The organism is Acinetobacter guerrae (assembly GCF_009372255.1).
GTDB classification, from domain to species: domain Bacteria; phylum Pseudomonadota; class Gammaproteobacteria; order Pseudomonadales; family Moraxellaceae; genus Acinetobacter; species Acinetobacter guerrae.
In genome coordinates this window covers 239,101-251,114 of the sequence record NZ_LXGN01000007.1, presented here as the reverse complement: position 1 = coordinate 251,114, position 12,014 = coordinate 239,101, and the positions used below count along the sequence as shown (strand labels likewise).

Annotated in this window: 12 protein-coding genes; 8 read left to right on the top strand and 4 right to left on the bottom strand. The window is 38.5% G+C overall.

Annotated elements, in window-relative coordinates:
• Window positions 1-9: 9 nt before the first annotated feature.
• Window positions 10-285 carry a DUF2218 domain-containing protein gene (locus tag A7A69_RS06730; RefSeq protein WP_152876677.1) on the bottom strand — a complete coding sequence of 92 codons (276 nt, stop codon included), beginning with the start codon at window positions 283-285 and terminating at the stop codon, window positions 10-12.
• A 193-nt stretch (window positions 286-478) separates the two neighbouring features.
• Between A7A69_RS06730 and rpe the strand changes: the two genes are divergently transcribed.
• From rpe to A7A69_RS06690, 8 genes are all read left to right on the top strand, one after another.
• Window positions 479-1,165: a ribulose-phosphate 3-epimerase gene (gene rpe, locus A7A69_RS06725; RefSeq protein ID WP_120370854.1), complete on the top strand. Its 687-nt coding sequence runs from the start codon at window positions 479-481 to the stop codon at window positions 1,163-1,165.
• A 635-nt stretch (window positions 1,166-1,800) separates the two neighbouring features.
• Window positions 1,801-2,256, top strand: coding sequence for a hypothetical protein (locus A7A69_RS06720; RefSeq protein ID WP_152876676.1), 456 nt, complete (start codon window positions 1,801-1,803; stop codon window positions 2,254-2,256).
• Between the two features lie 47 nt (window positions 2,257-2,303).
• Window positions 2,304-4,127, top strand: a complete 1,824-nt coding sequence (locus A7A69_RS06715) for a copper resistance system multicopper oxidase (protein WP_152876675.1) — start codon at window positions 2,304-2,306, stop codon at window positions 4,125-4,127.
• A complete protein-coding gene (locus A7A69_RS06710; protein WP_152876674.1) occupies window positions 4,114-4,992 on the top strand; it encodes a copper resistance protein B in 879 nt (292 codons plus the stop codon). The genes A7A69_RS06715 and A7A69_RS06710 overlap by 14 nt, the downstream gene beginning before the upstream one ends.
• Before the next feature lie 82 nt (window positions 4,993-5,074).
• Window positions 5,075-6,019: a hypothetical protein gene (locus A7A69_RS06705; protein WP_152876673.1), complete on the top strand. Its 945-nt coding sequence runs from the start codon at window positions 5,075-5,077 to the stop codon at window positions 6,017-6,019.
• A gap of 148 nt (window positions 6,020-6,167) precedes the next feature.
• Window positions 6,168-6,488 carry a DMT family transporter gene (locus A7A69_RS06700; protein ID WP_120370849.1) on the top strand — a complete coding sequence of 107 codons (321 nt, stop codon included), beginning with the start codon at window positions 6,168-6,170 and terminating at the stop codon, window positions 6,486-6,488.
• An 11-nt stretch (window positions 6,489-6,499) separates the two neighbouring features.
• The gene (locus tag A7A69_RS06695; RefSeq protein ID WP_152876672.1) at window positions 6,500-6,994 is read left to right on the top strand and encodes a methylated-DNA--[protein]-cysteine S-methyltransferase; all 495 of its coding nucleotides are present in this window, start codon (window positions 6,500-6,502) and stop codon (window positions 6,992-6,994) included.
• A 17-nt stretch (window positions 6,995-7,011) separates the two neighbouring features.
• Entirely contained in the window at window positions 7,012-7,641 is a 630-nt protein-coding gene (locus A7A69_RS06690; protein ID WP_152876671.1) for a nuclease-related domain-containing protein, read from the top strand.
• A 59-nt stretch (window positions 7,642-7,700) separates the two neighbouring features.
• Here A7A69_RS06690 and add read toward each other — a convergent pair whose 3' ends face one another.
• The 3 genes from add to A7A69_RS06675 form a co-directional block, all read right to left on the bottom strand.
• Entirely contained in the window at window positions 7,701-8,717 is a 1,017-nt protein-coding gene (add, locus tag A7A69_RS06685) for an adenosine deaminase (RefSeq protein WP_152876670.1), read from the bottom strand.
• A 167-nt stretch (window positions 8,718-8,884) separates the two neighbouring features.
• A complete protein-coding gene (locus A7A69_RS06680) occupies window positions 8,885-10,168 on the bottom strand; it encodes a carbohydrate porin (RefSeq protein WP_152876669.1) in 1,284 nt (427 codons plus the stop codon).
• A gap of 512 nt (window positions 10,169-10,680) precedes the next feature.
• Window positions 10,681-11,907: an acetamidase/formamidase family protein gene (locus tag A7A69_RS06675; RefSeq protein WP_152876668.1), complete on the bottom strand. Its 1,227-nt coding sequence runs from the start codon at window positions 11,905-11,907 to the stop codon at window positions 10,681-10,683.
• Window positions 11,908-12,014 lie beyond the last annotated feature (107 nt).

Genomic DNA, 12,014 nt, shown 5'->3' with positions numbered 1-12,014 from the left:
TGAGTAAGTTTATTGACGTACCCAATCTGCTTGAAATTCTTGCTGAGCCATGCGGTTTAAATGATCTAGTACTACGCCTTCCAAACGGATATCATCTTGATTTTCACTGCTGATCAGCACATCTAAATGCTGTTCAAGCGGTGTTAATGTTACGGTTGCAGTCGGCATAAAAATTTTAAAATCCTGATCTGTCTCAGTAACTTCAAATTTATGTTTCCAATGGTTGAGCAGACGTTTAGCAATTCTTCTTGCTTCTGTGGTCGTAATTGAAGTTGAACTTTGCATATCGGTTTTTCCTAGTGAAGATATTTCATAAGATGGTCATTACCCTAACAAATTTAACTCTGAAATTGATAGAGAAAATCATACAGAGTGTTATTTTTTGCAAATGATTAAAGGCTTGAATAAAGAGTCTGGTCCACAGCAAAGATACTTTTTGTTATAATCATTTTTTGTTTTTTTATTTGCCAGGTCCAGCATGTCCAAGCCTTATTTAATCGCACCTTCTATTCTTTCGGCTGATTTTGCACGTTTAGGTGAAGAGGTTGAAAAAGTTCTGGATGCTGGTGCAGATGTGGTTCATTTCGATGTGATGGATAACCACTATGTGCCGAATCTAACTTTTGGTGCAGGTGTGTGTAAGGCACTAAAAAACTACGGTATCAAAGCCCCGATTGATGTGCATCTCATGGTTTCACCTGTAGATCGTATGATTGGTGATTTTATTGAAGCAGGTGCGGATATTATTACGTTTCACCCTGAAGCTTCGGATCATATTGATCGTTCCTTACAGTTAATCAAGGCAGGTGGAGCAAAAGCAGGTTTGGTCTTTAATCCTGCGACACCATTACATTATCTGGATTATGTAATGGATAAAGTTGATCAGATTTTACTAATGAGTGTAAACCCTGGATTTGGTGGTCAGAAATTTATTCCGATGACGCTAGAAAAATTACGTCAAGCACGTCAAATTATTGATGCCAGTGGTCGCGATATTCGTTTAGAAGTAGATGGTGGTGTTGGGCCTGCCAATATTCGTGAAATCGCGGAAGCAGGCGCAGATATGTTTGTAGCAGGTTCAGCAATTTTTGGTCAACCTGACTATAAAACGGTGATCGACGAAATGCGTGCTGAATTGGCTAAAGTCGGTGCTCAAGAAGTTTAATCCTGATTTCGATGTGATGTTTACATTTTAATGCACAGCACGATTATTTGTGTTGTGCAAAAATAAAGCGTTGTCTGTTTTCTTCACTCAAAGCAAAACTATTCGTCTTACGCCAGAAATAAAGCAATGCTTAATTGGATCTTGCGCGGTCAATAAAGCGATGCTTTATTTGCAGCTCATGTGGATAACTTTGTTTATAACTCTCTGGATAACTATGTTGATAACGCGGTGGATAAGCTGCTGATAGAATAATCAAAATGATATCAATCGTTTAAAAAATCCATTAAATTTGTATAGAAATAAATCAAGATGCATCTTTTTTATGCATTTTAAGTGATTTATTTTGCTTTATTTTTGATCTGTGATGTATGTCACAACAATTGTTCAAAAAATAGAAAATGATAAGAAATAAAAGGTGATAAATATGCTCTTATTCAACTTTAAGTGTTATCCACAGATTATTTAAAATTGATATTGTTGATCTTAAAGAAACAAATTTCTTGGATAAATTGAGTAACGAAGATAAAAATGACACCCTAAAGAAAAAAGGCCTATATTTGTATCTCCCTATAAACTTGGGTATGCTGTACAGTATTCATCAAATTATGATGAGCATATTTAAGAGGATTTCCAGTTTGCATCAACTTCAGCGCAAACAGACGTGGTTTGTGTTGCTTATGGTTTTTATCATGAGCTGGAGTGGTGTGGCTGTTGCTTCGGTCAAAAATATGCATGCGGGAATGATACAAAACGGTGTTCAACCGATACAGCATTCATCGAATGGTTCGCCATGTCATAACAATGCAATGCAGCATATAAATGCACAGAATATGCAGCAGGGTTTAAAACATCTTAACCAAACCATGATGCATTGTGATCAACAAACTCAGTTACATTCTTCTACCATCTCTCAATCTTGTCAGGATTGTCATCAATTACATTGCCAAAATCTAAATAGTTATGCTGAACATGTGATTCCAGCATTACCGCAACAAACTGCCTTTGCTGCTATCTCAGATTCTCATACTGATTATAGAGGTCAGCATTTTTCTGGTTTTTGGCAAGAAATCCTCAGACCACCCAAAGCCTAATCTCAAATTCAAACTAAATATTCAGTTTTTAAATTTTGAGGTTAGTCATGTCTATTTTATTAAGAAATGTTCTTTTTGCAGGACTGTGTGTGGCTATTTCGCCGTTCAGTCTAGCAGCGGTCAAAGAATACCATTTGGATATTGCTGAAAAAACGGTCAATATCACGGGGAAATCTGTTCAGCGAATTACAGTAAACGGTCAATTTCCCGCACCCAAACTTGAATTTGAAGAAGGCGATGAAGCGGTTATTTATGTCCACAATAGCCTCAAAAATCAGGATTCTTCGATTCATTGGCATGGTTTATTGCTGCCCGGCATTATGGATGGTGTACCTGGGTTTAATGGGTTTCAGGGGATAAAACCTAATGGTTCATTTGAATATCGTTTTAAAATTCGCCAAAACGGAACGTATTGGTATCACGCGCATAGTAAGGGGCAAGAGCAGGACGGTTTATATGGTGCTTTTATTGTCTATCCAAAAAATAAGAAGCCACTGACAGTACAGGAACAGACTGAACAAGATTATGTAGTGATGCTGTCAGATTTTCATGAATCATCGAGTGATACACTCATGAAAAATCTGAAAAAGTCTGCCGAATATTATCAAAATCAGCGTGAAACACTGGGCGATGTATTGCAACAGGTTAAACAACAAGGTTTGAAAGCCACGTGGCAAGACCGAAAAATGTGGAATCAGATGCGGATGCTTAAAACCGATTTATCTGATGTCACAGGCTATACTTTTTTGGTGAATGGTAAGACGCCTGAACAAAACTGGAGTGGAGCATTTGGCTCAGGTGAGAAAGTTCGTTTACGTTTTATTAATGCCTCAGCGATGTCATTTTTTGATGTACGCATTCCCAACTTGAAAATGACAGTGGTCAGTGCTGATGGGCAACCCGTTAAACCTGTTACTGTTGATGAGTTTCGGATTGGGACAGCAGAAACTTATGATGTGATTGTTGAGCCGAAAGCTGCACATTATCAAATACAAGCAGAATCAATCGATCGGAGTGGTTTTGCATTAGCAAGTCTACAAAATGCGGCGATGCCTACACCACAGCAGATTGAGATTCCAAACGCACGACCACGTGCATTACTGACGATGCAGGATATGGGTCACGGCAATATGTCTGAACGTTCAGAACATACAGATCATTCTTCTATGTCTATGTCGAAGAATATGCAGGACACCTCTGAAGCTTCTCCATCCATGCCAAGTATGTCTGAACATATGAGTCATGATGCGATGTCACATGATGAGATGAGTCATCAGAATATGATGCATCCAGAAATATCCAATCATTCATCTGAAGTTCAATCAGCAAAAACTGTGCAAGGTTGGGCAAATGCTTCAACACCAATAGGTTTAAGGGCATTGCAATATCAGGATTTACAAGCATTAACACCACAGTCAGATATTCGTCAGCCGACCAAAGAGTTAGTTATCCGTTTGGGCGGAAATATGGAGCGTTATATTTGGACGATGAATGGAAAAAAATACAATGAGGCAGAACCACTAAAAGTGAAATATGGCGAGCGGATTCGCCTGAAATTTATTAATGACAGCATGATGGCACATCCAATGCATTTGCATGGCATGTTTGTGCAATTGGAAAATGGCCATTCTCTGGAAAATCTACCGAATAAGCACACGCTTATTGTGCCGCCCGGTAAAACGGTGACTGCATTGCTCACAGCAGATGAATTAGGAGAATGGGCAATTCACTGTCATTTGTTGTATCACATGTCCGCAGGCATGATGAATAAACTGATCGTGGCGAAAGTCAATGATGATGGATTGCCAAGTATTTCGTCTGAAAAAAATACGCTTCAGCCTGCTCAGGGAGATCAACATGCACAGCACTAAATTGATGAACATGTTAGTTTTTTCTGGCGGCTTGACTTTAAGTTCATGGGCATTTGCACATGAAGGGCACGACATGATGATGGCGAATATGCCAATGTCAAATATGCAGCATCATGCAGAAATGCAAATGCCAGAAACAGATACTTCAATGGAAAATCATCAAATGCCCTCAGATGTTTCTTTTGATGATCATTCAGATCATGATCATCGCCATGAACATGGAGGGCAAATTTATCAGGCAACGAAATTGGACAATCAATGGCGATTGGATAAACACGGGCAGGGTGAGTTTAATACTGAACTGGAAACACGGATTGGCACAGATGAAAATAAACTTTTCATTAAAGCACATCATGAAAAGTCAGAGTCTCAAAAAGCAGATTACGCGATTTCTGCGTTATACAGCCGTAATATCGCTGAATTTTGGGATGCTCAAGCAGGGTTGCGCTATCGTAGTGAAGCCTTTGATACACATCGTCAGGAAGCGGTTGATGCAGCATTGGGTTTACATGGTTTAGCCCCATATTTTTTTGAAACCGATGCGTACCTTTACGTTGGACAAGATCAACATATAAGTTTAAGTCTGGAAACTGAGCGTGATCTTTTACTGACGCAAAAGTTAATTACGCAGCCTTATATCAGCGCAGAGGTTTTAATTCGGGATGAATCTGATTATGCTCAAAAAACAGGATTAAGCTCTTTGCAAATGGGGATTCAAACCCGTTATGAAATCAATAAAAAAGTGATGCCATTTGTCGATGTTGCCTATCGTTATGAAAAAGGTGATCGGGAAACCAGTCGTCAAGTTGCAACGGGCTCAGAATCAGGCTGGCTCTATGGCGTAGGGATTAGTTTCAAGTTTTAATTGATTCGTCAAAATAAAGCTGTATAGAATGTCATCACAACTAACCTGATGACATTCTTTTTGCATCTGATCTGGTGCGTAAATGAGCCTAAAACAGCAGTACCAACGTTTTTTACTTTCCAATGCTTTTTTTCAATCACAAAGGGAGTTACACGCAGACGTCAATTTTTTTACAGATGATGAGTATGATTTTTCAGAGCAAGACAACATCCAGTCAGAATGGGTCAGTTATTACTATGTTCCCAAACTGGATATGACGCATGAGCGTGAATTACGCAAGGCTTTGGCACAATGCCATCAGGTCAAATATGTCGAGATGGATCATGAAACTCAACATATGGCAATTTTCCATGATGGTACGGTTGAGAGCGTGACCAATTTATTCAAAAAATATGTGGAACAGTTTGATTATCAGCAAACTTTATCCAATTTTTTGCCTGTTACTACGACTTTAAAACCTGTGATCAAAACCACGCAAATTTTATCGTGGTTATCTTCGATTTATATTATCTTATGTCTGGTCACTTTTTGTGTAGCAATTCTGGCGACATCATTCAGTCTATTTGCGATGAGTTTATTGATTTTGATGGATGCACTGATTTATTTAGTTGCGAATAATGCCATTTTAATTGAGCCATTACTCAGAAATAGAATGATTCAAACTTTGGCATGGTTTGAGCTGATTGCAGCAACTGGATTAATCATTGGCATTGTATACGATTACTTTAATCCACATGTTCCATTGGCGGGTTTTATTATCTTAGAAGGATTGGTTATTCTAACGGCCTTTATTTTATCGCGTTATTTAATTGCCAAAGATTATATGAAGAATCGGCCTTTGCACTGGAGTCATCTGGTGCAGAATATCGATGTAAGTGTTGCAATCGCTTTGGTCGTGACTGGATTGCTACTTCAGCTCACACAGAACACCAATATTGATTTGATGATGGCCATGTTGGTGATATTTTTAATTTTTTTAAGAGTGTTTAATATTCTAATTTTAAATAAACTTGCATTAAAACCATAAAAATATTGAGCATACAAAATGCGAAAAAGAATGTACTTTGGTTCACGCTAGCAATCGCGTGGAGATGTGAGACAACATGGAGGAACGACCTCCCCCAGATGAGGGAAAGAAGGTCAGGACGGCCTGACGCCTGATGATGGAGATTAAAATGGCTTGGGCAATATTAATTTTGGCGGGACTTTTTGAAGTCGTTTGGGCCTATTCGATGAAAATGTCGGAAGGTTTTACCCGTTTGGTGCCAAGTGTTATTACCATCATATTCATGGTGTTGAGTGTCGTATTATTATCAATCTCAATGCGAAGTTTGCCTCTTGGTACTGCCTACACAGTCTGGACAGGAATTGGTGCAATTGGATCTTTTATTGTAGGGATCCTCGTTTTGCATGAACCTATGGGAGCGATGCGCATGATGGCCGCGATTTTGATCGTTTCAGGTCTTGTATTGATGAAATTGTCATCACCTGCTTAAGGTTATTGAATATGCAGTTATCTTATCTTTATATGTCATCGCCTGTCGGGCAACTTAAATTAGTCGCGAATGAACAGGCTCTAGTCGCCATTCTTTGGGATAATGAAAACCCGAAAAGAGTCCGTTTGGCTGAACTTACTGAAGATTTAAATCATCCGATATTAGTAAAGACCAAAATGCAACTGATCGAGTATTTTTCAGGTCAGCGTAGTGTATTTGATATTCCGCTTGATTTTGAGGGAACTGATTTTCAGAAAAAAGTTTGGGCTGCATTGCTCACCATTCCCTATGGGGAAACCCGCAGCTACAAATACATTGCCCAATACATTGGCAATGAAAAAGCAGTACGTGCGGTGGGAGCTGCCAATGGTAAGAATCCAATTTCGATTATTGCGCCGTGCCATCGTGTGATTGGAGCAGGCGGAGCTTTGGTTGGCTTTGCAGGTGGACTCGATAAAAAAGAGATTTTGTTGAATTTGGAAATGAATAATATTTTAGTCTTATAAAATATAAGGATAATTATATGTTTTTATATGTCATTTTTTTTATTGTTATTATCGGGCTTCTATCCTATTTATCTTCCCCAACTTTTAAAGGGAAAATGGGGGAGAGCGTGGTCATTGATCAGGCCAAGCGTTATTTAGGTGAAGAATATATCATTCTGAATAATTGTACGATTCCTGATGAGCAAAATGGAACAACACAAATTGATCATATTTTGATTAGCCCATATGGGGTGTTTATTATTGAAACCAAAAACTATACTGGCTGGATTTTTGGCAGTATTAACCAAAAACATTGGACACAAAAAATTTATAAGAAAAATTATCGTTTCCAAAATCCAATCCATCAGAACTTCAAGCATTTAAAAGTATTGGAGCAAATTCTTGAGGATGTAGTTGTTCCTGAGTATCTACATTCAGTCATTGTATTTACATCACGTAGCGAGTTTAAAACCGTCATGCCCGAACATGTTTGTCGTGGTAAAGATTGGATCACACATGTGAAAAAATTTAATCAGGAGGTGATTCCAGCTATGAAGCAAAAAAGAATTAAGTATCGAATCGAAAAAGAAATATTGGAGCCATCATGGAAAACTCATCGTACGCATATTGCAAACCTACAACAGAAAAATACGCTGTCGATTGATTAAGTCTACAAGATGGCTATTTTCATAGCCACTTCAAACTCGAACCACTGAAATTTAAAAAATTAGGCAACTTCGTGTTGGCGGGCTAAAGCTTGATTCTTTAATAGCTGTTTTTCCTGTTCAGATAAAAATGCCACTTTCAAACCATTTTCTTGCGCGGTGCGGATTTGATTCTGAGTTAAACCCGCTTGTGGTGCTGCAACTTGATATTCATGTTGAATTTCAATACCTTCTACCGCAGGGTCATCAGTATTGATGGTTGCCAATATTCCATGTTGTAAAAACTCCTTAATTGGATGTTTTTCGATTGAACTGACTGTGTTGGTTTGTACATTTGACGTTATACAGGATTCAATTGCAATCTCATGTTCAGCCAGATAATCCATCAGTTTAGGATCTTGAATCGCTTTTACACCATGACCGATCCGTTCTGCCCCAAGTTCCTGTATAGCTTGCCAAATACTTTCTGGCCCTGCAGCTTCACCCGCATGTACCGTAATATGCCAACCTGCATTTCGAGCCTGTTTAAACTGGTCTAAGAAAAGAGTTCCAGGAAATCCCAGTTCATCACCTGCCAAGTCCAATGCGGTGATATGAAGTTTATGTGCCAGTAAGGCATCGAGTTCAGCTTGACAGGCTGCTTGTCCAAAAGTACGACTCATGATCCCAATCAAATTGGCTTTTATGCCCAAATCTCGACATCCTTGTTGTACACCATCAATAACGGCTTCAACAACACCAGCCAACGGAAGATGATGTGTCATTCCCATATAGCCTGGAGAAAAACGCAGTTCAATATAATCCAGCCCTTGTTGTTTTGCATCTTCGATATTTTCATAGGCAATACGTTGGCACGCCTCCAGACTTGCCAAGACCTTGACGCCCCAATCTAATTTCGCTAAAAAACTGAGCAAATCTGGCTGATTATCCGTGACTTGTACATGTGGGCGTAATTCTTCAAGTGTTTGAGCAGGTAAAGTAATTTGGTATTGTTGACCTAAATCTAAAATTGTTTGCGCACGAATATTACCGTCCAAATGACGATGGATATCGGTGAGGGGGAGGTTTCTTGAAATCATTGGCATTACCTCTCTATCATTGTTTTATTGCATTTTTATCTTGGCAGAGATTGGTTCAATAAAAAAGTAAGGCGATGTTATTTTTAGTGATCAATTTTAAAATAGTTTATTTAAAAAAATATGCTGTCAGTATGAAACTCACAGCATATTTTAGAATGGGATAGACTTTAGAAAATCACTTTGGTGGTAAGACCGAGTACCAATGCATTATCTACTTTATCGGTCGCACCAGGCTGAACCACATATTGCACAACAGGGCGTAGCATGAGCCATGGCGTGACATAATGTGAGTAATTAAGTTCGATGTTATATTCTGCATCTTCATTAATCGCGGCTTTTTTATTATAAACTCCATCGCGATAACGATCATTGACATGAATACGGTTAACACCTAAGCCCAAGATATCGTTTGGATGTTCATCGAATAGTCCAAGATAACGAATCCCGATTTGTTGGGTGTTGTCGATTTTATTGACGGTGGTGTCATGAAATGAAATATTGGTAAATCCATATAAACCACGTTTTCCACCATCAACAGAACTGAGTTGCTGATCTGCGGTAAACCATCCTGCATACGCCCGGTCTTTTTGTTCACCTGTTAGCACATCTTTGTTTTGTGTTTTATCGGCATTGTTATAAAAAACACCCAGACGATAACTTCCTGGTAACTGGTTAATTCCCTGTTTTGGTTGATAATGTAATTCAACTGGAACAGTGACTCCATCCATTTCATTGGACTTTAAGTTCCAGCCCTGATTTTCCTTGATATTGGTCGGATTAAACTCAAAAACACCAATTTGTGCAGAAAGCTCAGGGGTAAATCGGTATTTTACGATACCTGCCCATTGTGCCACAGGCTCGTTATACCAGACATTGCCCATCCATTTTCCATTTTGTGCTGTACAAAATGAAGTGCTCTGAAAGTCACAGCCCATGGCATTAAAATATGATCCCATGCCGATACGTCCCACACGGACACTCCAGCCTGTATCTGTAAAGATTTTTTCAATCGAAAACTGTGTTAGACGTGAGTCAACATTGCCCCGTCCCCAAGTGGCTTGAGTGTTTGCCATTTGGGGTGCACCAGGGTATGAAATGTTATCTACACTGGTGCTTTGTCCTTGACGAGCAGTAACGATGGTACGAACGGACACACCTTTCCAACCAAGTAACTTTTCTAAATCCAGACTACTTCCTAACCAGAGCTGACTAGCAAATGTTGCCCCATCTCTTGGTTTGTAACCACCATCTGCCAGATAGTCTGTATCGACATATAGGTTAGCATCAAAATTAATCCCTTTACTCGCCAATTCAGTACGTTGGCCATTCCAGTCGCCCAATAGATACTTGCTCTGAGGGCTAAAGGCATCGTCTGCATAACTTAGATTAAAACTGGATATTGCTGCAACACAGCTCACAATACTGAATTGTTTCAGTCCCTGAATTTTCATTTAACTCGACCACATAGGTTTAAAAAATTGTCCAGTCATTGTTTATCAACAATGAGTTTGAAAAATCTAACCATGTTTTAAAATTTAATCAACAAAAATTCACTTGAATTTTCATGCTATTTTTTTGAACAGTTAGTCTAAATTTATTTAGGTGTGCAAATCTCTATCGGCTAAACCATTAAAAGTGATTTCGATTCATTAGATCTAATCCACCTCTACGGTATTTTACAAATAAGACTAAAAGTTAAATTTTAAATATTTATTTAATTGAATAGACTTCTTTTATAAATCACTTTTACGCAGCTCTAAATTATAAGTTCCTGTAATCAAATAGAATCTTGGACTGAGTTTTTTACCTTTATTCCGATAACGCTCCGTAAGGATTTTGACAGTCTTTAATGTACCAATACCACTTAACGTGGTGCTTTATCGTGCGGTTATAGTATAGAGCATGCAATTATTGAGATTAGTTTAATAACCTCGCCTAAACGAGGTTATTATTGACTTTGAAATTACTTTTTCGCTTCCTCAATAAACTCTTTAAAATCAGCCTTACGAATCATGGCATGGATACCTTTTGTACGATCTACTACCTGTGAAACCTGAAAATCAGTCGCTGCACTTAAGTATGCGTAGGCAGTGGCTTCATCGATGCCAAATTCATTCTTTAAAAAGGCAATAGCTTCACGAGTTGATTTCTTCATTGCTTCATCAAGATCTGGATCTAAACCGGGAGTAATCCAGAATTCTGCATTTTCAGCTAAAGGCTGTTTAATCTCTTTACCTGGTATTTTATCGCGTCCAGATTTAAGTACTGTAATTTTCAAAGTAGCACGAGCAGACCCTTCAAGCGCCGTTAATGCAACTTCGCCATCACCTTGCACAAAATGACTATCCCCAGTATAGAACATTGCACCAGGAACTTGCACTGGATAATAGGCTGTCGCTCCAGCACCAAGCTCATTAATATCAATGTTTCCGCCAAAGAAAGCAGGTGGAATGGAATTTACTGGTTCGCTGGTATTCGGTGCAACACCCATAGTTCCCATGAATGGGTAAAGTGGGAAGCGTATAGATTTACCAGAATCTGTTTTCATTACACCTTCATATTCACCTTTTGCATTCTTCTCAATAGGGGTGAATATTGAAACATTTCCAAATGATGCGGGATCATTTACTGAGGGATTTGGACTAGCTGGGGTTTTAGGAAATTCGCCAGCTAAAGCACCCTTGCCATGTCGATTCGATATGACCCCGTAAGGTACTCGTGGCTCGACTTTAATAATCTCAACTTTTAAAATATCACCTGGCATAGCCCCTTCAATAGCGACTGGACCTGTAATGATATGAGGACCATCTTTGACGAAATCATGTTTTAAGTTAGATTTTGTAATTAATTTTGCTTCATCTAAAATATAGTCCGATTTAACACCTTTAGATTTAAAATATTTTTCAGCATCACGCCCTTGATCTTCAAGTAAACCTTCATGTGAAACTGTATCAAATGTGATAGTGCTTCCAGATGGTACGGTTAAAACTGATTTTGTATCTTTATTTGGCAAATATCCCCATTTAATTGTTGAAAGAGTGGAGGGGATATAATAATTTCCAGAATAAGGTCCACTTTTAAGTAAGGTGGGTTTATCAGATATTTGTTTTAAAACTGTGAAATCATCAGCATATACTGTAGCAAATGCAGAACACCCCAAAACAAGTATTGATAAAAGTGATTTTTTCAAAATAACCGCTCCATTTTAAGTAAAATTTAAGGAAAGTGTTAATTTGAATGCAATTTGAATGCCAATATGATTAAAAAAATTATCGAATAGGAGAGTGGTGGCAGTCC